25 protein-coding genes and 1 tRNA gene are annotated in these 25814 nt (G+C 62.0%); 9 read left to right on the top strand and 17 right to left on the bottom strand.

Going from position 1 to position 25814, the window contains the following annotated elements; all coding sequences use genetic code 11:
• The first annotated feature begins 10 nt into the window (after positions 1-10).
• From BR24_RS11010 to BR24_RS11030, 5 genes are all read left to right on the top strand, one after another.
• Positions 11-1774 (top strand): motility associated factor glycosyltransferase family protein, encoded by a 1764-nt coding sequence (locus tag BR24_RS11010; RefSeq protein ID WP_496541535.1) that lies wholly within the window; start codon positions 11-13, stop codon positions 1772-1774.
• 103 nt (positions 1775-1877) lie between these two features.
• Positions 1878-2075, top strand: coding sequence for a hypothetical protein (locus BR24_RS11015; protein WP_496541536.1), 198 nt, complete (start codon positions 1878-1880; stop codon positions 2073-2075).
• A 15-nt stretch (positions 2076-2090) separates the two neighbouring features.
• Positions 2091-2696 carry a phosphatase PAP2 family protein gene (locus BR24_RS11020; protein WP_496541537.1) on the top strand — a complete coding sequence of 202 codons (606 nt, stop codon included), beginning with the start codon at positions 2091-2093 and terminating at the stop codon, positions 2694-2696.
• Positions 2697-2699: 3 nt separating this feature from the next.
• The gene (locus BR24_RS11025) at positions 2700-4340 is read left to right on the top strand and encodes an ArnT family glycosyltransferase (protein WP_496541538.1); all 1641 of its coding nucleotides are present in this window, start codon (positions 2700-2702) and stop codon (positions 4338-4340) included.
• Positions 4341-4367: 27 nt separating this feature from the next.
• Positions 4368-5003 carry a BON domain-containing protein gene (locus BR24_RS11030; protein ID WP_496541539.1) on the top strand — a complete coding sequence of 212 codons (636 nt, stop codon included), beginning with the start codon at positions 4368-4370 and terminating at the stop codon, positions 5001-5003.
• Between the two features lie 77 nt (positions 5004-5080).
• Here BR24_RS11030 and pheT read toward each other — a convergent pair whose 3' ends face one another.
• The 7 genes from pheT to BR24_RS11065 form a co-directional block, all read right to left on the bottom strand.
• On the bottom strand, positions 5081-7477 hold the full coding sequence (gene pheT / locus BR24_RS11035) for a phenylalanine--tRNA ligase subunit beta (RefSeq protein ID WP_496541540.1): 2397 nt from the start codon (positions 7475-7477) through the stop codon (positions 5081-5083).
• 93 nt (positions 7478-7570) lie between these two features.
• Positions 7571-8626: a phenylalanine--tRNA ligase subunit alpha gene (gene pheS / locus BR24_RS11040; protein ID WP_496541541.1), complete on the bottom strand. Its 1056-nt coding sequence runs from the start codon at positions 8624-8626 to the stop codon at positions 7571-7573.
• Positions 8627-8628: 2 nt separating this feature from the next.
• Positions 8629-8982, bottom strand: a complete 354-nt coding sequence (gene rplT / locus BR24_RS11045) for a 50S ribosomal protein L20 (RefSeq protein ID WP_018123816.1) — start codon at positions 8980-8982, stop codon at positions 8629-8631.
• A 72-nt stretch (positions 8983-9054) separates the two neighbouring features.
• Positions 9055-9252, bottom strand: a complete 198-nt coding sequence (gene rpmI, locus BR24_RS11050; RefSeq protein ID WP_018123815.1) for a 50S ribosomal protein L35 — start codon at positions 9250-9252, stop codon at positions 9055-9057.
• A 50-nt stretch (positions 9253-9302) separates the two neighbouring features.
• Positions 9303-9851 carry a translation initiation factor IF-3 gene (gene infC, locus BR24_RS11055; protein WP_083909142.1) on the bottom strand — a complete coding sequence of 183 codons (549 nt, stop codon included), beginning with the start codon at positions 9849-9851 and terminating at the stop codon, positions 9303-9305.
• Positions 9841-11772 carry a threonine--tRNA ligase gene (gene thrS, locus BR24_RS11060; protein WP_496541542.1) on the bottom strand — a complete coding sequence of 644 codons (1932 nt, stop codon included), beginning with the start codon at positions 11770-11772 and terminating at the stop codon, positions 9841-9843. Before thrS ends, infC begins: the two co-directional genes overlap by 11 nt.
• Before the next feature lie 75 nt (positions 11773-11847).
• Positions 11848-11922, bottom strand: a tRNA-Val gene (locus tag BR24_RS11065).
• Between the two features lie 156 nt (positions 11923-12078).
• On the opposite strand from BR24_RS11065, the gene BR24_RS11070 reads away from it, so the two are divergent.
• Positions 12079-15252 (top strand): putative bifunctional diguanylate cyclase/phosphodiesterase, encoded by a 3174-nt coding sequence (locus BR24_RS11070; RefSeq protein ID WP_496541543.1) that lies wholly within the window; start codon positions 12079-12081, stop codon positions 15250-15252.
• 97 nt (positions 15253-15349) lie between these two features.
• Here the strand turns inward: BR24_RS11070 and BR24_RS11075 are convergent, their stop codons facing one another.
• The 9 genes from BR24_RS11075 to BR24_RS11115 all read right to left on the bottom strand — a co-directional run bounded on the left by BR24_RS11075 (position 15350) and on the right by BR24_RS11115 (position 21585).
• A complete protein-coding gene (locus BR24_RS11075) occupies positions 15350-15745 on the bottom strand; it encodes a hypothetical protein (protein WP_496541544.1) in 396 nt (131 codons plus the stop codon).
• A gap of 306 nt (positions 15746-16051) precedes the next feature.
• The gene (locus BR24_RS11080) at positions 16052-16531 is read right to left on the bottom strand and encodes a GDYXXLXY domain-containing protein (protein WP_496541545.1); all 480 of its coding nucleotides are present in this window, start codon (positions 16529-16531) and stop codon (positions 16052-16054) included.
• Entirely contained in the window at positions 16524-17477 is a 954-nt protein-coding gene (locus BR24_RS11085; protein ID WP_496541546.1) for a DUF4401 domain-containing protein, read from the bottom strand. Before BR24_RS11085 ends, BR24_RS11080 begins: the two co-directional genes overlap by 8 nt.
• Entirely contained in the window at positions 17474-18400 is a 927-nt protein-coding gene (locus BR24_RS11090) for a DUF2157 domain-containing protein (RefSeq protein ID WP_496541547.1), read from the bottom strand. Before BR24_RS11090 ends, BR24_RS11085 begins: the two co-directional genes overlap by 4 nt.
• Before the next feature lie 210 nt (positions 18401-18610).
• A complete protein-coding gene (locus BR24_RS11095; protein ID WP_496541548.1) occupies positions 18611-19300 on the bottom strand; it encodes a DVU0298 family protein in 690 nt (229 codons plus the stop codon).
• A gap of 34 nt (positions 19301-19334) precedes the next feature.
• On the bottom strand, positions 19335-19955 hold the full coding sequence (locus BR24_RS11100) for a tetratricopeptide repeat protein (protein ID WP_496541549.1): 621 nt from the start codon (positions 19953-19955) through the stop codon (positions 19335-19337).
• Positions 19956-19971: 16 nt separating this feature from the next.
• Positions 19972-20328 (bottom strand): hypothetical protein, encoded by a 357-nt coding sequence (locus BR24_RS11105; RefSeq protein WP_018123808.1) that lies wholly within the window; start codon positions 20326-20328, stop codon positions 19972-19974.
• A 9-nt stretch (positions 20329-20337) separates the two neighbouring features.
• Positions 20338-21171, bottom strand: coding sequence for a YkgJ family cysteine cluster protein (locus BR24_RS11110; RefSeq protein ID WP_496541550.1), 834 nt, complete (start codon positions 21169-21171; stop codon positions 20338-20340).
• 225 nt (positions 21172-21396) lie between these two features.
• On the bottom strand, positions 21397-21585 hold the full coding sequence (locus tag BR24_RS11115; RefSeq protein ID WP_496541551.1) for a ferredoxin: 189 nt from the start codon (positions 21583-21585) through the stop codon (positions 21397-21399).
• 13 nt (positions 21586-21598) lie between these two features.
• Here BR24_RS11115 and BR24_RS11120 point away from each other — a divergent pair, with 13 nt between their 5' ends.
• The 3 genes from BR24_RS11120 to BR24_RS11130 all read left to right on the top strand — a co-directional run bounded on the left by BR24_RS11120 (position 21599) and on the right by BR24_RS11130 (position 25070).
• A complete protein-coding gene (locus tag BR24_RS11120; protein WP_496541552.1) occupies positions 21599-21805 on the top strand; it encodes a hypothetical protein in 207 nt (68 codons plus the stop codon).
• 91 nt (positions 21806-21896) lie between these two features.
• Positions 21897-23099: an aminopeptidase gene (locus BR24_RS11125; protein ID WP_496541553.1), complete on the top strand. Its 1203-nt coding sequence runs from the start codon at positions 21897-21899 to the stop codon at positions 23097-23099.
• Positions 23100-23117: 18 nt separating this feature from the next.
• A complete protein-coding gene (locus BR24_RS11130; RefSeq protein ID WP_496541554.1) occupies positions 23118-25070 on the top strand; it encodes a molybdopterin biosynthesis protein in 1953 nt (650 codons plus the stop codon).
• Positions 25071-25091: 21 nt separating this feature from the next.
• Here BR24_RS11130 and BR24_RS11135 read toward each other — a convergent pair whose 3' ends face one another.
• Positions 25092-25802: an SPOR domain-containing protein gene (locus BR24_RS11135; RefSeq protein ID WP_496541555.1), complete on the bottom strand. Its 711-nt coding sequence runs from the start codon at positions 25800-25802 to the stop codon at positions 25092-25094.
• Positions 25803-25814 lie beyond the last annotated feature (12 nt).

Genomic DNA, 25814 nt, shown 5'->3' on the forward strand with positions numbered 1-25814 from the left:
GGACCTTAGGATGATCGGATTTCCGTTTCTGAAGGACAACATAGAAGGGTTCAAGGAAATGTGCCCGCCCGTGTATATGTGGCTCTCCGGCCAGAACTACGAGGCCGACGAACTCAACGAGCGGCTCTTCGAGAACTCGCACGGCATCCTCGACTGGCGGCTGGACGGTCTGGAAAAGGGCATGTTCGACGAGATGACGCCCAACGTGCTGTACCGGGACTGGATTCCTCAGAACAAGCCGCACACCAGCGCCACGCTGATCGTGGGCTGCAACGTGGGCTACGGACTCAACCACGTGCTCTCCAACTCACCGGATTCGCACAAGGTAATCGTTCTGGAACCGCGCCCCGAGATGCTGCTCGCCTGCCTGGGGCAGACCGACTACCGCCCCTTCGTGCGCTCCAAGAAGCTGCATTTCTGTCCGCCGGACGAAAATTACCTGTACGAGGTCATCAAGAACCTCGACCTGCAGTTCATCTACGGCAACATCCACCTGCGCTCGGACACCGCCAGCAGACAGCTCGGCCCCGAGTATGCCAAATGGGCCCGCATCTGCCGCGACAAGCTGGAAAACTTCTCACTGGAGCTGACCACCCTGCGCTATCGGCAGGACGTCATGGTCGGCAACGAGCTGCGCAACTTCCGCCGCGCCATGAGCGAAGGGTCTCTCAAGCCCATGGAAAGCCGCGGCACAGGCGTCGGCGCGGTTATCCTCGGCGCCGGCCCGTCTCTGGCCGACAACGCCCCGGCTCTCAAGGAAGAGCGTGGTCACGCGCTCTATACCACGGCTTTGCAGACCATGCCGGTACTCCAGCGTTACGGCCTGAAACCGGACCTGTGCATGGCGCTGGACTTCGACGGCTCCATGCGCAAGATCTACGATCGGCTCGATCCGGAGTTCGCCCGCGACGTACCGCTCATTTACTCCACCAAGGTGGACCCGTATGTGCTGGAGCACTACCCCGGCCCCACCATCCCGCTCTGGACCGTCGGCGGCCTCGGCACGTATCTGATGAAGGGACGCGAGCTGGTTCTGGACGCGGGCGGTAACGTTTCCCTGACGCTGGCCCGCCTGCTGCGCTGGCTGGGCGTCGGCCACATCACGCTCGTGGGGCAGGACTTCGCGTGGATCAATCAGCGCTCCCATGCCGAAGGCCACCACGCCACCAACCGGAATTTCAAGTTCAACCCCGCCAAGCACCAGAAGCTGCGCAACATGGACGGTCAGGAGATCATCTCCACGCCGCAGTACCTCAGCGCCAAGCGCGACCTCGAGGAGGACCTCAAGAAAGCTCCCTTCCCGGTCTACAACGTGTACGGCGGCGGCGCGCCCATCGCGGGCAGCCGCAGGATGACGCTTCAGGAAGCGTGGTCGCAGGGCGCTTTTTCTTCCGCCCCCGGCTCGGTGGAGCGCTTCATGGACGAGCTGTATCAGTGCCGCGCCATGAATCACACCATGCAGATACGGCCCGAGAGCCACGAGTGGTCCAACTCGCTCAGGCACATCGAAAAGCGCCTCGGCAAGCTCTTCCGCAACTGCAACAACAATCAGCAGGAGATTCACAAGGCGCTTCAGGAAGTGGATTTCTTCGTGAAGCAGAACCCGGTGTACCTGCCGTATCTCTTCAACGAAACGCTGAACCTCGCCGGGTTGACCCGCGCCAAGGCGAAGTACGAACCGCGCGACTTCGGCGAGTTCAAGCGCATCTCCAAATCCATCATCAAGAAGGTGCGGGAAGTGGATCGCTTCGTCTGCGGCACGCAGGCCGCGTAAGCATTCGGCTTGATAGCGAAAGCCCCGGCACGGAACGCCTCCTGCCGGGGTTTCGCTGTTTGCATCTTGAATTCCGGGCCGTTTCGTGAAATGGTCCCGACCCATGGACACTGGCAAACCCTACCTCGATGAAGACGGCGACCTCGTGATTCCTTTCGAGTGTGCCGAGCACGAGTACAAGTACTGGAAGAAGGAAGGCCGCGAACTGCACGACATCCTGCAGGAGCTCGGCGCTTCCCGCGAAGTCTGGGAACGCTACACCTGGGAAGCCTTCCCCGAAGGCGAATCCGGCACCGAATAACCCCACGGACAATCAATGAATCGCGCACGCCCTCTCGTCGACTGGCTGCTGACCTCGCTGCCTCTGCTGGTTGCGCTCGCTGCCACGGTGACACTGATCGGCACCGAAGCGGAAGTGGTCTCTTTCTTTTCCAGCTTCCGGGCCGAACACCCCGAAGTGACCCAGTTCATGAACTTCGTGACCGACTTCGGCAACCCGTTCTTCTACGCGGTCTTTCTGACCATGCTCATCGTTGCGTGGAAGCGCGGCGATGCGAGGACGAAGCGGTTCGTCTTCGTCTACATCATCGTGCAGTTGCTCATCGCATTGATAACCGTACGGTTCCTCAAGATGACCATCGGCAGACCACGCCCCGGAGAAGGAATGTTCTTTGATCCGCTCACCAACAGCGGCGCGAACCACTCGCTGCCGTCGGGACACACCACGGAGATTACCGGCGCGGCCGGGGCTCTCGCCCTGTTCTGCGGACGCCACTGGCTCAGTCTCGCCCTCGGCGTGGGTATCGGCCTGGTGGGCTATTCGCGCATCTACCTCGGCATGCACCACCCGACCGACGTCTTCTTCGGCTGGCTGCTCGGCTCCGTGTCCATTGTCGCAATCCATACCTTCTCACGGAAATAAGGCATGAAAAAACTGACCGCACGCATCTGGAACGCCTGCGAGCGCCACCCCTGGCTGGTCATGACCCTCACGGTCCTTGCCCAGACCTTTCATTCGCTCAACAATCGCGCCTTGTGGTTTTCGGACGAAGTCCGCTACGCCGACGCCTACCGCAACCTCGTCGTGAAGGGCGACTGGCTCGTGCTGGCCCTCAACGGCCAGCCCTACCCCGACAAGCCACCGGTATACTTCTGGTTCCTCTGGGTCATCGACAAGGTGACCCCGGCGGACATGCCCACGGTCTTTTTCATCGGCGCGGCCCTTTCGGGCCTACTGTTCGTTTATGCCGGCTACCTGTTGGCGCGGACCATCGGCGCGGGACGCGGCACCAGCCTCGGCAGCGCCCTGATCCTTCTCAGCTCGCTGTTTCTGTGTGCGCTGTTCCACTACTCCCGCATGGACCTGCTGTTCGGGGCCTTCATTCTCGCCTCGCACGCCGCCTTCTTCAAGGCCTACTCCACTGACAGGCCGGGGCTCTGGCCCGTGTGGGGCTTTCTGCTCGCGGGCGTGGCAACGCTGATCAAGGGGCCGCTCGGCTTCCTGTTCCCGCTGCTGACCACGCTGCTTTTCCTGCTCTGGAGCGGCAACCTGAAACGCTTCTTGCATCGCAACACGCTCATCGGCTTCGGCGCCATGCTCGGGATGCTGGCCCTGTGGCTGGGCGGCGTGGTCTGGGTCATGGGCGGCTTCGACTACCTTTTCGATCAGGTTCTGGGCAAACATGTGCTCAAACGCGCCACCAACACCTTCCATCACAAGGAAGGCTGGGAATACTACTTCATCGCCCTCCCTGCCGCCTGGCTCCCGTGGACGCTGGCACTCGCCGGGGCCCCTTTCCGCAGACTGCTCAAGGGGGCGTTCTGGGGCAACATCTGGCAAAACCGCAACAGCGCGGGACATCTGGCATACAGCTGGATCATGGCCGTAAGCATCTTCGTGTTTCTTTCGTCGCTTTCCGGCAAGGTGCTGATCTACATCCTGCCCATGTTCCCGCCCATGGCGATCATCACGGCGGACGCTCTTTCGCGTTGGTCGTCCGACAGGATTCGGCGCGTCTGGCTGGCATCGGCCGGGCTGTTCGCCCTGCTCGGAGCCGTCCTGCTTTTCGGCGGCGACCTGTTTCCGCTCCCGACCCAGCTCAGGGGCGCGGGCATCGCCGGGAGCGTCCTGCTGGCGGCAGCCGGCGCGCTCTGGTATGTCGCAGACAGAGGCTGGAAACCGGGACTGCTGCTCATGCCGCTCGTGGTCACCCTCTGGCTGTTGCCCGTGGGGACGCTTGTGGCCCCGTCCCTGGACAACGCCCTGAGTCCCAAGCGGCAGGCGCTGATCCTCAAGGACTATGCCGAGCGTGGCTATGAACCCATGGCTTACAAAATCTATTCGGGCATCTTCTCTTATTATTCTCAGCACGAACTTTTCGAATCCCACAACTGGGAGACGATCGAGGCGGAGCTGGAAGCCAACGACAAGGCCGCGCTCATCATTCGTGAGAAGCACTGGGAAGAGATCGACCCGAAACCGGAGTACCTTCTGCCTGTGGACAGGCAGATGATATCCGGCCAACGGTACCTGCTGTTCCTCAAGGACAGCCCCGAGCTGAACTAAACACCGCACGAGGTTGCGATGTCCGCCATGTCCAGACTGTTCGCCCTGCTGACCGCCTGCATCCTGACCGCATGCGCCACCCCTGCGCTGCAGATGGCCGGGATGGGCAAGACCGGGTACGACGTCGCAGTTCTGATTGACGAACATGCCCCGAGAGGACGCGTGGACTTCGACAGCAACTACGGCTGCATCGACGAGACTTTGGAGCGGCGTGTCCGGGAACGGCTGCGGATGAACGGCTACCTCGGGCTAACGGTTCATGTCTACAACGCGCACGGCTACCTCACTGGCCCGGCTCCGGACAGGCAATGGGCGGACAGGGCCATACGCATTGCCAGCTCCGTGCAGGGGCTGAAGCGCCTCACCTGCCGCTTTTTTCCGCCCTCGGACAACCCGATCCAGAACCGCGACCGCACGCGGAAGCTCGAATCAGCTCTGAACGACGCTCCGCTGCTGGAAGCACAGCGTATTCACGGCGGCGTTTACGGTGATACGGCTGTGGTAACCGGCCTCGTCAGGTCCGAAGAGCAAAAGCGCGCGGCACTCGACAAAGCGCGCGACATCAAGGGCGTTACTATGGTGGTGGATTACGTCAAAGTGGCCGTTCCGAAGGAATCCGATCCCGAAGACAATACTTCTGACAACGAGACAGTCGCCAAATAAACAAACACGCACTTTTGCATAGGATAAAAAAAGACCCCGCTTCGGCGGGGTCTTTTGTATTGATATGGATCGGAACGTTACACGCTGACCGGAAGCTTCTCGACCAGCTCGTCCACGAGACGTTTGTGCTGTTTGTCCACTTCCTTGTCCTTGAGTGTCTTGTTCGCATGACGGTAGGTCAGGCGGAAGGACAGGTTGCGGCGGTCTTCACCTTCGGGGATGAACTCGGCAACAAGCTCCACGGATTCCAACAGCGGCAGCTTCATCTCGTTGATGGTGTCCACCACGGTTCCTGCGTTGAGGTCCATTGGGCAGACGAGGGTCACGTCGCGGCGGCTCGGCGGGAACTTGGGCAGTTCGTTGAACTTGATCACGTGTTCGTCGCGAAGCTCTCGCAGCGCCTGTGCATCCACGTCGGCCAGCCAGACGTCCTTGCGGGCATGGTAGAAGTCCGCGATGTCGTCCTTGACGCGGCCCATGAAGCCAACCGAACGGTCGCACACGCGAACGTCCACGCAGGGTTCGAGGTAGGCGTGCCCTTCCACGAGGCTGAAGCAACAGGCGGGCAGCTTGAAATGATTGTCCAGCAGGTGCTCCACATGCCCCTTGAGGTCGAGGTAATCCGCATCCTCGGAGGGCCACGGCCATTCGTTGGCGTGGCGGGCACCGTACAGCAGAATGCCGAGGCGGAGGTTTTCGCGCGTCTGCGTGTCGGACTCGCTGTCGGCGATGAATTTGCGGGCCACCTCGAACACGCGGATGTGCGTGTTGCCCTGCGCGAGGTTGTGCTTGAGCGTGTTGAGCAGCCCCGGCGCGAGGTCGGAACGCATGACGTTCTGGTCCTCGGAGAGCGGGTTGGCGATGGGCACGCGGCCTTCCTCGGGCAGGTTCAGGCGGTCGAGGTCCTCGCCGCCCACAAAACTGTAGTTGATGGCTTCGTTCAGCCCCACGCCCATGCCCCAGTACTTGAGGGCCTTGACGAAGCCGTACTCGGTCTCGGCGGTGACGGTACCTTCGAGACTTTTGGCAACGCGGGGCAACTTGGCCTCGATGCGGTCCAGCCCGTAGACGCGACCGACTTCCTCGTACAGGTCCACCTCGCGTTCAAGGTCGAGGCGATGGGACGGGGTGTCCACCTTCCAGTTCGCGGGGTCGGAGTCGTCCACTTTGCAGCCTTCAAGGGTGAAGACCTTTTTGGCGAAGTCCTGATCGAGGTCCAGACCGAGCAGGGACATGCACTTGTCATGGCGGTACCCGAGGGTACGGTCCTGCCACGGCTTGGGCTCGTTCTTCGCCACGCCGGACATGACGCTTCCGCCGGCGACCTCGGCCATGAGCTGCGCCGCGCGGTTCATGGCGAACGAATTCATGACCTGATCCACGCCTCTCTCGAAGCGGTAGGACGCGTCGCTGGGCAGCGCCAGCCTGCGGGCGGTCTTGCGGATGGTGCCGGGACGGAATACCGCGGACTCGAGCAGTACGTTGGTGCTGTCGCTCTGCATCTCGGAGTTGAGTCCGCCCATGACCCCTGCGAGGGCCACCGGCTTCCTGCCGTCCCAGATGAGCAGATCACTGGAAAGCAGCTTGCGTTCCTGCCCGTCGAGGGTGGTGAAGCTCATGCCGTCTTCCGCCGGGGCCACGCGGATGGTGGCGTCTTCGATGCGGTTCAGGTCGAAGGCGTGCAGAGGCTGACCCAGCTCGAAAAGAATGTAGTTGGTGACGTCCACGATGTTGCCGAGGGGACGCTGTCCAACGGAAAACAGGCGGAAGCGCATCCAGTCCGGCGATTTGCCGACGGTGACGTTGTTGAGGACACGCGCCTGATAGAGCGGGCAGAGCTCGGGGTCGTCGATGAGAATTCTGACCTCATCGGCGGCGTTGCCGCCTGCTTCCTGCAGATCCAGCTTGGGCATGGTCAGCGGAAGGTCGAAGGCCAGCGCGGTTTCGCGGGCGAACCCGAGGATGGAAAGGCAGTCGGCGCGGTTGGGCGTGATGTCGAAGTCGAGGACGGTGCGCTCGAGGTTGAGCTCGTCCACGAGCTTGGCGCCGACCTTGAGGTTCTCAGGCAGCACCCAGATGCCTTCGTGATCGTCGGAGAGGCCGAGTTCGCGCTCGGAGCAGATCATGCCGAAGGATTTGACGCCGCGGAGCTTGGCCTTCTTGATCTTGAGGCCGTCCGGCAGCGTCGTGCCGACCTTGGCGACGGGAACGAGCTGTCCCTTGTCCACGTTGGGAGCGCCGCAGACGATGTCCACGGTCTCGTCGCCGAGATCCACCGTGCAGACCGAGAGTTTGTCAGCCTCGGGGTGCTTTGCGCACTCCACCACGTGGCCGACCACAATGTCCTTGATCGACTCGAACGGATCCTCGATGGAATCCAATTCAAGTCCGAGCATAGTCAGGCGATCGCCCAACTCCTGAGCTTCGCCCTCGAAGGGCACGAACTCACGCAACCAATTGAAACTGACAAGCATAGCTACACCGTAGAGCCTTGAAATATTGCAAACATGAAAGCGCGGCCCGGACGCCCGGGCGGGCAGGACCGGGCCGCGACTGATAGTCTCTCGCTAGGCGAACTGTTCCAGGAACCGGACGTCGTTCTCGAAGAACATGCGCAGGTCGCCGATGCCGTACTTCAGCATGGCAACGCGCTCGATTCCCAGCCCGAAGGCGAACCCGGTAAATTCCTCGGGATCGTAGCCGACGGACTTGAAGACGTTGGGATCCACCATGCCGCAGCCGAGAATCTCGACCCAGCCGGTGCCCTTGCAGACGCGACAGGTGCTGCCGTCCTTGTTGCTCCCCTTGCCGCTGCACATGACGCAGGAGATGTCCACTTCCGCGCTGGGTTCGGTAAAGGGGAAGAAGCTGGGACGGAAACGCACCTCGGTCCCGGTGCCGAACAGCTGCCGCACGAAGGCGGTCAGGGTGCCCCGAAGGTCGGACATGCTCACGCCCCGATCCACGAGGAGTCCCTCGATCTGGTGGAACATGGGAGTGTGCGTCAGGTCCGAGTCGCGGCGGTACACCTTGCCCGGGGCGATGACCGCCACGGGAGGCTTTCTGCCGAGCATGCTCCGGACCTGCATGGGAGAGGTGTGCGTACGAAGCACGATGCTCTCGGACACATACAGGGTGTCCTGCATGTCGCGCGCCGGGTGCTCGGGCGGGATGTTCAGCGCCTCGAAATTGTGCCAGTCGTTCTCGACTTCCGGGCCGCTTGCGTGCTCGAAGCCGAGTCCGGTGAGGATGTCGCAGATCTCGTCCATGACCAGGGTCACGGGATGAAGTGAACCGGCCCAGGGCTTGCGCCCGGGCATGGAGGGGTCGAAACGCTTGAGCTTTTCGGCGGCCTCTGCGGCCTGCAATTCGGCCTGCCACTGCTCCAGCATGCCGGCGATACGTTCCTTGACCTCGTTGGCCTTGCGGCCGGCCTCGGGCTTGAGGTCGTTGGAGAGCTTGCCGAGCACGCCCATGTTGGCGGCCAGCTTGCCTTTGCGGCCGAGGTACTCGACGCGCAGTTCCTCCAGTTCCTTCAACGAACAAGCCTGACCCTTGCGTGCTTCGCACTCGAGGGCCAGGCTTTCGAGACCTTCGACAAAGGTCTTCAGATCTTCATTCACGGTTAGCCAACCTGTGCTTTGGCGGCCTCGGCGATCTTCGCGAACGCTTCTTTGTCGCGAACGGCCATGTCGGCCAGGACTTTACGGTTCAGCTCGATTCCGGCCTTGGAAAGGCCGTTCATGAAACGGCTGTAGGAAAGGCCGTGCAGACGCGCGGCAGCGTTGATGCGCATGATCCACAGCTTGCGGAACTCGCGCTTTTTGCGCTTGCGGTCGCGATAGGCGTTGGTCAGGGCCTTTTCAACGCGCTCACGCGCGGTGCGGTACAGGCGGGAGCCTGCGCCACGGTAGCCCTTGGCCATCTTCAAATATTTCTTGTGCCGCTTGTGAGCGGGCACTCCGCGTTTCACTCTCATCTGGATACCTCCATCGCTTAGTACCCTCCGGGTCGGGAGCGACTCCCCCCGGCAGGGCGGATACGGTGCCTGCTAGCCGTTGGGCAGCTGGCGGCGTACGGCCTTTTCGTTGGTCTTGTCCACGGTGGTGGACTGGCCGAGGCGACGACGCCTCTTTGCATTCTTCTTGGTAAGAATGTGCCTCAGGTTCTTGCGGCGACGCTTGAACTTGCCGCTGCCGGTCTGGCTGAACCGTTTGGCTGCGGCGCGTCTGGTTTTGATCTTGGGCATTATGATCCTCCTGTATGTTAACCGGACCGAGCGAGCCCCGAATTCTTCGCCTAGCGCTTCACCGGTGCGAGCATCATGGTCATGGTGCGACCTTCGCTCGTCGGCTTGCTTTCCACCTTGGCGATATCCTCGGTGTCCTGCTGCACTCTTTCCAGCACCATGAGGCCGCGGTCCTTATGGACGATTTCGCGACCCCGGAAAAATATGGTCACTTTGCAGCGGTCTCCACCCTCAAGGAACTTGCGGATGTGCTTGAGCTTCGTATTGTAGTCGTGGTCGTCGGTCTTGGGACGAAACTTGACTTCCTTGATCTGGATGACGCTCTGGTTCTTCTTGGCTTCCTGCAGACGTTTCTTCTGCTGGTAGAGGAACTTCCCGTAATCCATGAACTTGCAGACCGGCGGGTCTGCGTTGGGAGCCACTTCCACAAGATCGAGCCCGCGCTCCTTGGCCTGAGCCAAGGCTGTACGGGTTTCCAACACCCCGAGCTGCGTTCCCTTTTCATCGATCACCATGATCTTGGGAATCCGAATACGCTCATTGCGCCGGGGGCCTTCATCTCTCCTGCCGCGACCGCGGTCATTACGCTTAAAAGCTATAGCTCATCCCTCCATTTTTGAATGGTTCCTCGGATGCATCCGTGATCAGGGCCGCCGCTTCTTCGAGCGAAAGCAGCCCGGGATCGTCACCGCCCCTCATACGAACATTGACGCATCCGGCTTCAACTTCCTTGTCCCCGATGACAAACATGTACGGGATCTTCTCAAGTTGAGCCTCGCGAACCTTGTATCCAAGCTTCTCATTCCGAAGATCCGCTTCGATGCGGATGCCTTTTTCCCGGAAGAATTGCAAGACTTTTTCCGCAAATTCCTTCTGATCATCGGTAACGTTCAGTATTTTGGCCTGCACCGGGGCAAACCAGACCGGGAACGCACCGGCATAGTGCTCAATGAGAATTCCCAGGAAGCGCTCCACGGATCCCATGATGGCGCGGTGCACCATGACGGGCCGGTGCCGCTCGCCGTCGTCACCCACGTATGTCAGGTCGAAACGCTCCGGCAGGGTAAAGTCCACCTGAATGGTGGAGCACTGCCATTCGCGACCGAGGCAGTCGGTGACCTTGACGTCGATCTTGGGGCCGTAGAAGGCGCCGTCGCCCTCGTTGATCTCGTAGGGCAACCCTACGGACTCCATGGCTTCCTTGAGCGCGTCGATGGCGCGATCCCAGTCCTCTTCCGATCCGATGGACTTTTCCGGGCGGGTGCTGATCTCCATGGAGTAGGAAAAGCCGAACAGGCCCATGAGGTCCTGCACCCACTTGATGACGCCCTTGATCTCGTCCTGCAGCTGGTCGGGGCGGCACAGGATGTGCGCATCGTCCTGAGTGAAGGAGCGCACGCGCAGCAGGCCGTGCAGCACGCCGGATTTCTCGTGGCGGTGCACCACGCCCAGCTCGAAATAACGCTGCGGCAGGTCGCGGTAGCTCATGAGCTTGCGATTGTAGATGAGCATGTGCGCGAGGCAGTTCATGGGCTTGACACCGTAAGCCTGCTCGTCGATCTCCGTGAAATACATATTCTCACGGTAGTTCTCGTAGTGGCCCGAGGTTTCCCAGAGCTCACGCTTGAGAATCTGCGGTCCGCGCACCAGCTCGTAGCCGCGCTTGATCTGCTCCTTGGTCACGAAATCTTCAAGGATGGTCCGGACCAGCGCCCCCTTGGGATGCCAGTAGACCATGCCTGCGCCGCCCGCTTCCTGAAAGCTGAACAGGTCCAGCTGGGTGCCGAGCTTGCGATGGTCGCGCTTCTTGGCTTCCTCGAGCTGATGCAGGTACTTCTTGAGCTCCTTGGGGCTGCCCCAGGCGGTGCCGTATATGCGCTGCAGCTGCTTGTTTTTCTCGTCGCCGCGCCAGTAGGCGCCTGCAACGCTGAGCAGCTTGAAGGCCTTGAGCATGCCGGTGCGGGGCACGTGCGGGCCGCGGCACAGGTCGGTGAATTCACCGTGCTGATAGATGGAATAGTTGTCTTCGCCCAGCTCGTCGATGAGTTCGAGCTTGTAGTCCTCGCCCTGCTCCTTGAACTCCGAGCGGGCCTGCTCGGCCGGAACGACACGGCAGGAGAACTCCTGATCCGCGCCGACGGAGCGCTGCATCTCCTTCTCGATGGCCTCCAGATCGTCCGGGGTGAAGGGACGCTCGTAGTCGAAGTCGTAGTAGAAGCCGTTGTCCACGGAGGGACCGATGGTCACCTTGGCGGTGGGGAACAGCTTCTTCACGGCTTCGGCCATGAGGTGGGCGGTGGAATGGCGGATGACATCCAGCCCTTCGGGCGAGTCGGCGGTCACCGGCTCAAGGGCGGTGCAGTCGGTGGGCACGGTGGTGGAAAGGTCCAGCAGGGTTTCGCCGCACCTTGCCACGACGACGTTCTTGAACTGCTTCTTGGAAAGGCTCTCTTTCAGAACCTCGCCGCAAGAAGCGCCCTCTGCGACTTCCACCGGCTTGCCGGCCACTTCGATCTGCATGGCTGTCCTCCTCCCGAGGCGTTTTGATATACATAAAAAAATAAGAGGGAGGCATGGCCTCCCTCTTTGATTTTCTGGTAGGCACGAGCAGATTTGAACTGCTGACCCCTTGCGTGTCAAGCAAGTGCTCTCCCCCTGAGCTACGCGCCTTCGTCGTTGACGAGGACGAATTTCTATACAGCACCCCCTCGATTGTCAAGCAGGAATTTTAACTTTTTTCATTTTTCCTCTCTACGGCACGCAACCATGCGCCATCATTCAAACCAACCGCTGGACAGCCCGCCTGCCATGAGGCAGAGTTCCCGAATGGCAATATCAGCCCACAGGCATCGCAAGCCCCCCACCCTCTCCACCCCGAAGCGGCTGGCCCTTGTGGCCCTGATATTCATGCTGCCCATCGTCGTGCTCTCGGTCTTCATGGAACTGAACTTCCGCCACGACGTGAACATCGCCCGCTCGGAGCTAGCCGGGACGGATGCCATTCGCGAGGCTCTGGAAACCCTCGGCGCGCTCCAGCGCCTTCAGACGCTTGAAGGACGCGCCCGACGGGGTGACACGGAGGCCAAACGCGTAATCCCCCCTCTCCAGATGGAGGTCGATCACCACATCGGCCGACTGGAAGAGAAACTCTCCGCCCCCATATTCACCTCGTTCCGCAATTCTTCCGGCTGTCCGACCACCACAACGCTTCGCAGCGCCTGGCAAAAGCATCTCCGCAATGCGCCCGGAGGACTCAGGCCGGTCATCGACGAGCTCCTGACCCTTTTCGAGAAAACCGCGAACTGCAGCAGGTTGAGTCTCGACCCGGCACTTGACAGCGCCATGCTCGCGTGGGCGACGATTCCCACGCTGCCGCACAACGCCGCCTTTGCCGGCGATGTCGAACATCTGGCGCGTAAGGCCATGCACAGCGGCGAGGCCTTCCTGTCGCGCTCCGTGCTGGATGAAAGCCTGTTGCTGCGCTCGGCCCGGACCAGCGATCTGCTGAAACGGTCACGGACCGCCATAGAAGCCGACCCGCTCTATTACGGCAAGAGCGCCTCCCTGAGCGGAATATACGCTGAACAGCTGGCCGAATACGTCAGACAGGTAGAGATTCTCATCAACGAGCTTGAGCGGTGGCAGCAGGGCGCCCCCGTATGGGACACCATGGCCGGTCAGGCCCGCGAAGTTCGCCGTGGAAGCGTCCAGCTGCTCTCCCGGGCCATGGATGAAATGGACAGGCTCATCCGCAAGCGCATCGACTCGTACCAGCGCTGGCGCATCATCGGCGCCGGCCTGAGCGCGCTGGCAACGCTCATCGCGCTGGGCTTTCTCGCCCGGACCGCCCGCGGCATCACGCAGGGCATCCGTCATGCGGTGGATTACACCCACCGCGTGGCCGGGGGAGACTACGACGCCGAGCCGAACTACAGCATCATGGGCCCGGGCATGCGTCGCCTGACCACGGATGCCGTGCACATGGTCACGGAGCTCAAGCACAAGATCGGCCACCTCAACGGCATTCTCCAAGCCATTTCCGTCCCCTGCCTCGCCGTGGACACCGAAGAGCGGCTGACCTACGTCAACCGCCCCTACCTCGACCTCTACGAGCGCGAGGGCGAGCCCGACGACTATCACGGCATGCACCTTGCCGAATTCTTTTACGGTGACCCGGCCAAGAGCACCATCGCGGGCCGGGCCATGGTCGAGGACCGCCCCTTCCGCAACCTGCATCTGGACACGCTCTCCGCGCGCGGCAACCGTGTTTTCGTGCGCTACGACGTCTCCCCGCTGCACGCCCTCGACGGCGAGACCATCGGCGCGTTCGCCGTGGTCATCGACCTGACGGAAATCCGCGAACAGCAACAGGAGATTTCCCGGCTGGCGGCCTTCCCGCGCGAATCGCCCGAACCCGTCATCTCGGCTGGCCCGGAGGCGGAGGTCGTCTACGCCAACCCCACGGCACAGAACCTGACCCGTGAAATCGGCGGAGATATAAGCCGCCTCCTGCCCGGCAACCACCGCGAGTTGGTCGCACGTTGCATCCGCACGGGCGAAAACCGCATCGGCGTGGAGAGCATCGCCGGGGAACGCATCCTCTCATGGACCTACCATCCGCTTCCCGAGCAGAATACCGTCCACATTTATGCCTCCGACATCACGCAGCGCAAGCAGGCCGAAGAACAGCTGCTGCACGACGCCTTCCACGACAGCCTGACCGGCCTGCCCAACAAGGCCCTGTTCGTGGACCGCGTGGGACAGACCATGCGCCGCGCCCGCAAGAACGGCCAGCCCTACGCCGTGCTCTTTCTGGACGTGGACAACTTCAAGGCCGTCAACGACTCCCTCGGCCATGCGGCGGGCGACTCCATGCTCATGGCTTTCGCCTGGCGCGTGGGACAGATCATCGGTCCGGAAGACACCCTCGCCCGCCTCGGCGGCGACGAGTTCACGCTGCTGCTGCCCACGCTTCAGTCCGCGGAGGAGTCACTCTCCATCGCCGAGGAAATCCGCGACGCCCTCACCGACCCGTTCGACGCGGACGGGCAGGAGGTCTTCCTCACCGCCAGCATAGGCATCGTCACCGGACCGGGGCAGTTCTCTTCCGCCGGGGACCTGCTTCGCGACGCGGAGACCGCCATGTACCGGGCCAAGGCGCGCGGCCGCGCACGGTCCGTGGTCTTTGACGAAGACATGCACCGCGACGCATCGGAGCGGCTCAAGCTCGAGACCGATTTGACCAAGGCCGTGGACAACGGCGAGTTCGTGCCCCACTACCAGCCCATCATCGACCTGCACACAGGACGCGTGCACGGCTTCGAGGCCCTCATCCGCTGGGAGCACCCCACGGAAGGGCTCGTCTCGCCGGGCGCCTTCATCCCGCTCGCCGAGGAAACGGGTCTCATCGTGCCCATGGGCGAATTCATGCTCGAGGCTTCCGCGCGACAGCTGCGCATCTGGCAGGAGCGCTATCCCGCATTCCACAACCTGACCATGAGCGTGAACCTCTCGGTCGAACAGATGAAGACCGAAGGCATCGTCACCCGCCTGAGCGACATCATCGACCGCTCCGGCATCCGGCCTGAGCTTATCAAGATCGAGGTCACGGAAAGCGGCATCATGGAGAACATGGAATACGCGCTGGAAGTCCTGAGAGAGTTCGAGGATCGCGCCTTCCACCTCTCCATCGACGATTTCGGCACGGGATATTCCTCGCTCTCCCACCTGCACCGGTTCCCCTTCCATTACCTGAAGATCGACCAGTCGTTCGTCGGAAACATGGAGCAGAAGCGCGAGAACATGGAGATCGTGCGCACCATCGTTTCGCTGGCGCACAGCCTCGGGAAAAGCGTCATCGCCGAGGGCGTGGAGGAGGAGTCGCAGCTCAACGTGCTCAAGGCGCTGGGCTGCGAGTACGGACAGGGATACCACTTCTCCAAGCCCCTGCCTCACGCCGAGGCCGAGGCGCTGCTCAGCGAGGCTCCCGTCTGGAAATAACCCCGGTCCGGCGTTGCTCCCCGACAGCATCAGCGGAGAGCCTGCCCTCGCGCACCGAAACACAGCCCTGCGGAAGCGGCACGCTCGCCGGTGCGGCTCACTCCTCGTCGGCGTGTTCCATACGGGCGATATCCACCATGTCGTAGAAAATGATGCTCAGGATGGCCGACCAGCCGACGCCATGGAACAGAATGTTTCCGGTGGCGTCCAGAGAGGTCTCGATGGTGTTCAGCACCGCGCTGATGAGAAAGACGGAACAGCTCAGCAGCAGCACCCCGAGCATGTGGCAGGCCAGATACATGACCCGGCTCCGCTGCTCCCGGTAGCTGATGGCCGTCCACATCTGCATCATGGTCGCCCATATGATGGGGATGGCCACGAAAAAAAGGAGCAGGTTGTTTTCATCCGGCAGCCTGACATCCAGCCAGAACTCGAAGAACCACACCCCGACCACGAAAATGAGAAGATCCCTGACAAGGACAAATGCTATCATGCGCGAAGGCTAATTGAGATCGAAGAGATGGGCAAGTCGCGCGATTTCACCACCGCCGGAGAGCGCTGCAACTGCCGGGGCTGACTTTCTCCGGCATTAGCGCGGCACATTTCCGGTTTTCATTTTCGTACGGATGCCCCTATGGACCGGTCCAGAGCTTGCCGCGGCGAAATGAGGTCGCTGGGGAAGAGGTGCCGTCGCACTCTCTTTTGCGGGTGCGGGAAAAACGATTGTAGAACAATTCGCCAACGAGACGCTCGTTTCGCATCATGCACACGACGAGCCGAAGACAAGTCGCAGGCGGACCTAGCCCCCGAGCGGATTGCCTTCGGCATCCAGCAGCCGCACCAGCACCACGGAACCGTCATCGGCCACGCGGAACTCGCCATATTCGGCTCCACTGAACTCGCCTGCCCTCCCCTCCTCGAAAAAGAACGCGTCCGGGCCGAGCCTGTACGACCGGTGATCCCTGCGGTAGCGGATGCGGTATTCACCCTCGGCAAGCGTTGAACCGTCGTCCACCCGGACCATCCGGCCAACGCCGTCGGCATCGTCCTTCATGACGACAGCGCCTTCGTGCGGCAACTCGTCGATCTCGCGGAGCGCGGAGGCCGCGTCGTAGGTCAGGCGCATGTAATCGCCCTGCATCAGAGAGCGGGGGTCGCGCGGCCCGAGTTCCAGCACCACCCGTCGGCCGCTCTCGATGAGTCGCTCCTTGCGCACGACAGCCATGACCGCCACCGCGACGATGATCGTCAGCCCCAGAAACACGAGAAGTTTACGCATGGACGCGCCTCCGCCGGAGCACTTGCCGGACACCGAGCAGCAGCAACCCGGCACCCATGAGCATGAGCGATTTGGTCAGGAGGCCGTAGCCGAGCCAGTAGTAGAACCAGGATACGAAAACCGGGACCCAGAGCAGCCCGACGCCCTCGAGCAATCTGTTGGCGTAGGCGTGGCCGAGAACGGCCAGCGCCGCGCCGAATCCGGCTCCGGGCGCGGCCAGGGAGAGAGCCGTGATGCACAGGGCTCCCAGCGCGGTCGGTGTCCTCCTCCAGCCATGCTCGCGCATGAGCAGCAGGACCGTCGCAAGCCCGAAGACTGCGGCAACCCATGAAGAGGCAGTCAGCGAGGCCGTGCTTTTCATCATGAAGAGAGCCCCCGGCCCCGCGAACGCCATGGCGTATCCGAGCGGACGCAAAAATCGCCGCTCCCGCCAGACGAAAAACGCGGCAAGAATACAGGTCGAGGCCACGGCCATGATCGCCGGAATGACATGGGCGACATCGTGAAACCGCACCAGCCATGTGCCCATGACCGCCAGCGAGAGGAGAAAACGGAAGAAGCGCCTGCGGACGAGGACGTATGCCGCCGCCCCGGTTCCGGTCACGTTGAGCGGCAGGGCCGCCCCTTCGACACCGGTGGCTTCGACGAGGGCCACGTTGACCATGGCGAACCCGAGCAGGGCCGCGGCGAGGGTCAGCTGAGAGAGAAACACTTCCCCCTTCTCCGGCATGACGGCCGCACCGATGAGCAGCCCCGCGCCCACAAGGCCGATGACGAGCATACTGTCTGGCAGAAAAGTGAATATGGGTGACAGAAACATGCCGGCGGCAAACCACGCGCCGATGCCCTGCATGGCCGCATAGTACCACGGGATCGGGGAAGTATCCGCACCCGCCCCGTCGGAAAGACCGTGCTCATGCAGATATTGCTTTCGGGAGATGCTCACGCCTCCCCCTTTTCCTGAACAAAACTCTTGATACGTATGATGCCGATGACCGGAATGGAAAGGCTGATCATGCCAAGCAGGCTGTTGGATATGGGGTCGAGCCCCATCTGCTTGACCATGTACAACACCCCTGCCGCAATGCAGAGATTCCAGAAAGCAAAGAGACAGAGCGCCATCCCGGCGGGGTCGCGACGCAGGACAGGCGTGACCAGACACCCGGCCAACAGCGGGACGAGCGCGGCAAACAACCAGTCGGTCTGCCCGGAGACCGCAACCCACGAGCTCCAGCATATCCAGAAAAGCGGCAGGGCGAGGAAAAGATACTGCCACCCGCGCCACCGGCCATAGTCGGTCCGGTGCCGACCGAAAAAGTCCATGAGCAGATAGCAGACGAGACAGGCCGAGGCCGCAACGACCGAAAACCAGTCGCGGTACATGAGGTAGCCTTCCTTCACCAGCCAGAGCATGGCCCATGTGTTGCCGAGCAGAATGACGAGGAGCCAGAGGGCGGAACTGCGCCCGACCAGCGCCCATGGGAGAAGCAGCAGCGTCCAGATTCGGAACATCTCCCATGCGTCCGCGCCGGTCTGATAAATCTGGCCGAACACGGCAAAGAAGACCCCGACGAGCACGCCGCCGCCAACCAGCAACGCCCGGCCTGCGCGTGAATCCATGTCCATGAAGACAGACAGCCCCGTGCAGCCGATGACGCCGCCGAGCACCAGCCCCAGCTTGAGGAAACGGTGCATGTCAGCCCAGTTCCAGGCGAAAAAGAAGATGATGCCGGAGAGCAGAAGCCCTGCCCCGGCGACAAGCAACAGAACGTCGAGCCAGCGGTGCCAGCGCGGCTGCCAGCCCGCCAGTGCCAGATCCTCCAAGCGTCGGGCGTGGGATATTGCGCCGCGCTGATACAGCGCGTCCACGTCACTTGTGGTCAGCGGCCTGTCGGCTGCATGCGGTGATGCTGATTCAGGGATCGTTTCTTCCTCCGATTATCGCGCAACTATCACAGGGCGGAAACCGGCGCAACGCAACCTTTTTGGCAACCTGCCGGGAGAACATCTGATTCGTACAACAGAAAACCGGGAACCCGCTGTGCGGATTCCCGGTCGGATCAGTTCACGGCGAACAGTTTAGTCCAGTTTGTCCATGGCTTCACGGGCAAGCGACGCCACCGTGGCGTCCTCAACTTCGCCGTCACGGAATATCTGGAGTTGCCCCGTGTCATCGAAGAGCGTTCCAAGCGCATCACGGGCCTCCTCGTACTGAAGAATACCCAGTGTCCAGGCGGCGAGCCCGCGGTTCCATGCGTCGGCGTCGCTCAAGGCGGTCATGAGGAACCGCGCATGGGGACGGACGTACTTGGGCCGCTCCTGAGCGAGTCTGCCCAGCGCCCAGAAGACGCCGCGCCGCAATTCGGGATGATCGAGATAGTTGCCGTCGCACTCTTCGTCGCAGAAGATGTATGAAGCGAGGATAGAGGCGAATTCGTCGGCGAGACGCTCGTCCTGCACCATGGCCTCGGCCATGGCCTCGGGCACGCCCCAGCCGAGGTTGCCCGACTCCTCGTTCATGTACCACATGAAGGTGCGCATGAGCACACGGGCCTTTTCCATGCCTGCGTCAGCCATGCGCTTTGCCACCAGCCCGAAGGCCCTTGCCGTGCGCCAGCGCACGCTCTGGTCCTTGTCGAGCCGAAGCGAAAACAGCGGGCCCACCAGCTGTCCGGGGGCCCACTGGTTCAATTCATCAAGTCTCGACTCCCATTCGGGGGAGGCGAGAATCTCCCTGACCGATTTCTTCGTCTGGCGGAAACGGGACATGTACTCCCTTCCTTCCGCCGGGACTTCCGGCGGGTTACAGGTTGGACTCGACTTCCTTCCGAAGATCTTCGGGCGGTTCGAATCCGGTTTCGGCGGCCTTATCGAGGCAGTCCTTGGCCTTTTTCCACTCCCCGTGATGCACGTTCACAATGGCGAGATTGTTCCAGGCCGGGCCGAATTTTTCATTGAGCTGCAGGCACTTGTCGAGATTCTTCTCGGCTTCTTCGTAGTCGCCGATGGCGATGTAGGCGCTACCGAGAGTGGCCAGCACCTGCACGAACTCGGGGTCGTACTTCAGGGCGCGCTTGAAGGTCTGGATGGCCTTGTCCACTTCGCCCTTTTCGAGCTGGATGTAGCCAACGTTGCCCCACGGCACGGCGAAGAAGGGACGAACCTTGGTGGCCTGAATGTTGTAATTCAGGCAGCCGTCGAGGTCGCCGCGCTGCAGCGCGATGCCGCCGAGCTGGACATAGGCCTCGGCCATGCGCGGGGATTCCGACACGCAGTCGAGGAAGTAGCGTTCGGCGTCCATGAACTCGCGCTTGGAGAGCAGGGCCACGCCCAGGTTGTACATGGTATTGGCGCAGCCGGCGTTCTTCTCCAGCTTGGCCTTGAGGTCGGCGATGTAATCGTCGAGATTATCGAATTTCTGCATGTTCCCGTCCTTGAAGTTATGGCTTGATGCCGCGCTTGCGGGTCAGTTCCTCGTACCAGAGGCAATACTCGTATATGGGTCGAACCTTCTCGAAGTTCATGACCAGCATGACGTTGAATTCGTTGATCGCGTCCACGAATTCCTGATTGAGCTGCGCACCCTTGTCGCGCAGGAACAGGTGCGTAAGCTGATGCGCCGTGTGACCGGTGGCGTCCGTGCGCAGATCGATGGGATCGAACGGCTTCTCGAACGGGTCCCACTTGTCGAAGCCGATGCGGTCCACGAACTTGCGCCGCCGCGGCGACATCTTGTCGTACATGAGCCGCTTCTGCTCTTCGCGCTCTTCGGGCGTGAGGGTCGCTTCCTGAATCATGGGGTCCCCCTATTCGTCGTCGCCGCCGAGCACGATGGAGAAGGAGTTCTCCTTGCAGCTGGCGCAGAGCGACTTGTCCGAGTCACAGGTGTTGCAGGCCTCGGAAGGGGCGTCCTCCATCTTGGGGATGGACGCTCCGGGGGCCTGAGGCTGCGGCGCGGGTTCTGCGGCTTCCGGCTTGGACTCGTCGCCGGGTTTGCGTACACCGAGGTAGTCCTCGTTGTAGTCCGTGACCAGCGCCATGGAGAGAGGCACCAGCATCTCGTGGATGGCCTTGTACTTGGAGCCGATGTGCTCGGCGATGTCCCGGCTGATGTCCATGAGGCGTTCGTGGATCATGTCCACGTGCACGGTGGGATATTTCTCGCCGCCCTTGAACCCGGACTTGGCGCAGGTGTGTCCCCTGCCTTCGATGGCGGTGGGGACGCCGTAGAGCCGGCAGGTGATGGGGCGCTTGTCGTACATGACGCAGAGGTCGCCCTCGCCGAGCATGGGACAGCGCATGCGGGTGCGCGCGACGGTTTCGAAAATTTCCTCGGTGGATTTGCCGGCCTGACTGGCCTTCCACAGTTCCCGCTTGAGGCGGAAGAGCTGGCGGTCGATGTCCGCCGCGCGTTCCATGATGTCGTTGCGCTCCAGTCCGGCGAAGCGTTCCCGGAAGTGGTGATTGACGTAGAGCGCTTCGACGAGGGAGAGGTCGAAGAGAGCGTAGCAACAGTCGCTACAGCCCTTTTCACAGCGGACCTGCTCCGGAAAATCGGTTTCGAATTTGTTGAAGACCGCGTCCACCTCGGACACGAGCGCTTCATACCGTTCAAAAAACTGGGTGAAATCCAAAGCCATGTATTTCGCTCCTTGGGCCGCCGAGGTGTCGTCTACGGCGTGTCGGTCTGGGATTTGACCAATGAAATAAGTCGTTGAGGCATATCGTCAACCCCGGCCCCGAGTAAAAAAAACCGCCCCGGAGGGCGTTGTCCCTGCCGTACGGGCGGCATGTGGCTTGTCGGGCGCAATAATACTGCCGGGGAGGCTGTCGCCGCCCCCGGCAGTTTGCGTACGATCCGAGGGCTAGTCTTCCTCGATGACGATGGCGTCCTGCTCGCAGACTTCCACGCAGGATTCGCAGCCGAGGCATTCTTCTTCATTCACGGCAACGGCCTTGCCGTCCTGAAGTTCGTACACTTCGGTGGGACAGACGTCGACACATTCGCCGTCGCCGTTGCACTTCTCAACGTCGATAGTAATCCTGTAACCCATGATTTCCTCCAAAATGAGTATTTTTCTTGATCCGCAACACGCACCGCTCTGCGGCGGCGCGTTGCAGGAGCATCCCTTAGCATTACGCTTCCGGCCGCGCAACACAAAACCCTTTGCGAAGGGCTTCGGGCACGCGCGCTTTGTGTCGGAATCGAGTTTTGCCAATAGCCCCAACCCCCGGCCCTGTCAAGCACCGACGCCTGTTTTCAACGGTTCATGATCGACAAACCGCTAACGCGCTGTTGAACTCCCTTGCCCGGTAGTCTATCCTGCCCGAACGACCTAAGAATCATTCAACACGGAGTTGCTCGATGTTCACGCCTGAAGAACTCAAGAAATATGCCCAGACCCTCTGGTGGGGGCTGGAAACCGCCCGCACCCGCCCGTACGAGAGAGGCGACATGGTCATGCTGCGCTACGACCTCGACGCCCTGCCTCTGGCCGAAGCGATGTTCGACCTGCTCATGGACAAGGGAGTCATCCCCGTCCCCCGCGCCAACCTCTCCACGAAGATGGAGAAGAGCTTCTACGGCAAGGGTGACGACCGGCAGATCGAGACCGTGCCGCCGGGCGACAAGCCGCTGATGGAAAACCTCAACGGCGTGATCTCTCTCATTGCCCCGGCCTCGCTCACTCACCTCAAGGACGTGGACCCGGCCCGACTGGGCAAGGCGGCCGTGTCCCGCAAGTTCCTGCGGGAGATCATGGAAGGCCGCGAGCAGTCCGGGGATTTCGCATGGACCCTGTGCATGTATCCCACGCAGGCCCTCGCCGACTCGGCGTCCATGAGTCTTGAGGAGTACAAGCAGGAGATAGTCAGCGCCTGCTTCCTCGACAAGGAAGACCCCGAAGCCGAATGGAACGTGATCTTTGAGCAGACCCTGAAGGTAAAGCAGTGGCTCAACGAGCTGCCCATCCGCCGCATCCGGGTCAAGTCCGAAAGCACGGACCTCGTGGTGACGCCCGGCGAAAAGCGTCGCTGGCTCGGCGTTTCCGGCCACAATCTGCCCAGCTTCGAGATCTTCACCTCCCCCGACTGGCACGGCACGGAAGGCGTCTACTACGCCGACCAGCCCTCCTTCCGCTCCGGCAACTACGTCAAGGGCGTGCGCCTGACTTTCAAAAACGGCCGCGTGGTCGAGTCCGACGCCGAGGAAGGCGCTGAGTTTGTCGCCAAGCAGCTCGCCATGGACGAAGGCGCTCCGCAGCTGGGCGAATTCTCCCTGACCGACCGCCGCTTCTCGCGCATCGGCAAATTCATGGCCAACACCCTCTTCGACGAGAACTTCGGCGGAGATTACGGCAACTGCCACGTTGCGGTGGGCGCATCCTATGCCGACACCTACGCGGGCGACCAGTCGGAGCTTGACCAGGACCTCAAAAAACAGCTCGGTTTCAACGACTCCGCGCTGCACTGGGATCTGGTGAACACCGAGCCCAAGACCGTCACCGCCGAGCTGGAAGACGGCTCCGAGGTGCTCATTTACGAAAACGGCGAATTCAAGCACGAATAACCGTCCGGGGAGGACGCCATGGGCCGCAACATATACCTGACCACCACGCCGGTGCCGGAAGCGCTCGAGCGTGCAAAGAACAGCCTCGACCGGGACGCCCTGTGCCCGCCCGAGACCATTGCCGCCCACGAGGCGGCCGGACGCGTCACGGCAAAGGCCGTCCACGCGCGCTGCTCGTCGCCCACGTTTCACGCCGCCGCCATGGACGGCATCGCCGTACGGGCCGAGGACACCTTCCCGGCGCGGGAGGACGCCCCCGTGCGGCTCACGCGCGGCGACGGCTACCATCCGGTCAACACCGGCAACCCGCTGCCGGGGGACCGCAACGCGGTCATCATGGTGGAAAACGTGGTTCAGGTGGATGACGACATCGTGGAAATCGAGGCCCCCGCCGCGCCGTGGCAGCACGTCCGGCGCATCGGCGAGGACATCGTCTCCACGGAGCTGCTCATTCCGCAGGGCAGGCTGCTCACGCCTTACGACGTGGGCGCCCTACTCTCCGCGGGCATATACGAGCTGGAGGTGCGCGGCAGAGTCGCGGCCCGCTTCATCCCCACCGGGGACGAAGTACTCGACTTCTCCCGATGCCCAGCCCCGCGTGCCGGACAGGTCATCGAATCCAACTCGCAGGTCTTCGTCTCCCTGGCCCGTGAATGGGGCTTAGAGGCCGAAAGCGTCCCAGTGGTGCCGGATGACCGGACCGGGCTCAAGAACGCGGTCACGGACGCGCTGGCCAACGGCTGTACCATCGTGGTGGTGGGGGCAGGCTCATCAGCAGGAAGCAAGGACTTCACGCGGGTCGTGTTCGAAGAGCTCGGCGAAGTGCTGGTCCACGGCATCAACGTCATGCCCGGCAAGCCGACTCTGCTGGCGGTGTCCAACGAGGCGTCCGGATACCCGGGCAGACTTCTGGTGGGCGCTCCGGGCTATCCCGTCAGCGCGGCGGTCTGCTACGAAGAGCTGCTCGGCCCGCTGGCCGCGTGGCTGGAACGCCGCCCTGCCCCCCGGCGCCCCGAGGCCGAGGCCGTCCTCACCCGCAAACTGCCGAGCAAGCCCGGCATGGAAGAAGTGGTACGCCTCGCCATGGGCCGCGTGGACGACCGCATCGTCGCCACCCCCCTCGGACGCGGGGCCGGCATGATCACCACTCTGACCAAGGCGCAGGGCTTCACCACCATTCCCGCCACCGTGGAAGGCCTGGAAGCGGGCGAAACCGTTCCCGCGCGGCTGTTGGTGTCGCCCGATGAAGTGGAGCGCGTCCTTGTGCACGTGGGCAGCCACGACAACATTCTGGATCTGCTCGCCGACGAGCTCATGGGCATGGACGAGCCGTGGCGGCTGGTCTCGGCCCACGTGGGCAGCATGGGCGGTCTCAACGCCCTGAAGGCCGGCTCCGCCCTGTTCGCGGGGTGCCACCTTTTCGACCCAAAGAGCGGCGACTTCAACTTTCCGTTCCTCGAAAAATACCTGCCGGATATGGACCTGAGCGTGGTCAATCTCGCCATCCGGCATCAGGGCCTCATCGTGCCAAAGGGCAACCCCAAGGGCATCACGGGGATCGAGAGCCTGACCCGCGAGGACCTGACCTTCATCAACCGCCAGCGCGGCGCGGGCACGCGCATCCTGCTGGACCACCACCTCAAGCAGGAGGGGATAACGCCCCACAGCGTGCAGGGATACGACAACGAGGAGTTCACGCACATGGCCGTGGCGGTGAATGTGCTGACCGGCGCAGCCGACTGCGGCATGGGCATCATGGCCGCGGCGCGGGCGCTTGATCTGGACTTTGTGCCGCTGGCACGCGAACGCTACGACTTGGCGATACCCACCCGGTTCATGGATGACCCGCGCATCGTCACGCTGCTGGACCTTCTGCGCTCGCACGCCTTGCTTGAACGAATAGAGAATCTGGGGGGGTACGAAACAACCCTGACCGGACGCCAGATGACCCCGGGGACGGGGTTGGGCTGATTTCGACTGAAGATGCGGAAGCTACCCGTCGGCCGCGACGGGTTCCTTCTGCTTCATGAGGGGCTTGTCGATACCGAACTTTTCCAGAACCGCCTTCATGGAGTCGGTGGATTCCGGCGTGCCGCGATGCAGGACCATGACCCGGTACCAGTTGCCGCTGCTGGTTTCGAACGCTTCCACCCGTGAAGTCAGCTCCGCCCTGTTGATCTTGGCGGCCAACTCCATGGCCATGTCGCGATCACGGAACGAGGCGGCCTGATACACGTAGTCGTAAACATTCTCTCCGACAGCCGGAGCAGTCTTCTTTTCCGGCTTGGCGGCCTGTTTCTTGTCTGCGGCCTTCTTTTCGGGCTTCTTCTCGGCTGGCTCCGTCTTTTCGGGCTTCTTCGGTTCGGGCTTGGCGGGCGCCTTGGAAAGCGTGTCGGGGTAGCTCAGGTCTTCCGGCTTGAGCACCTCGCGGTCCGAATCCTTTTCTGCCTTGGAACCGTGTTCGCTCACGGCCACGGGCTGTTCGGGCATCATGGCCGCAAGACGGGGGACCTTCTCCTCGACTCTGTATCCCCGCCCCACGAGCAGGCCGAGGATGAAGAAAAGGGTCAGGGCAAGCCCGGAAACCCCGATGCCGCATACCAGCCCGGGGACCGTCAGCCGTATGTTCCAGACCTTGGGTTCCTTGGGCACCTTGGGCATTCGCGGCGCCTGTTTGCTTGCCTTTCTGCCGTTTGCAGCCATGATTATCCTCGT

It is taken from the genome of Pseudodesulfovibrio halophilus DSM 5663, assembly GCF_059568665.1.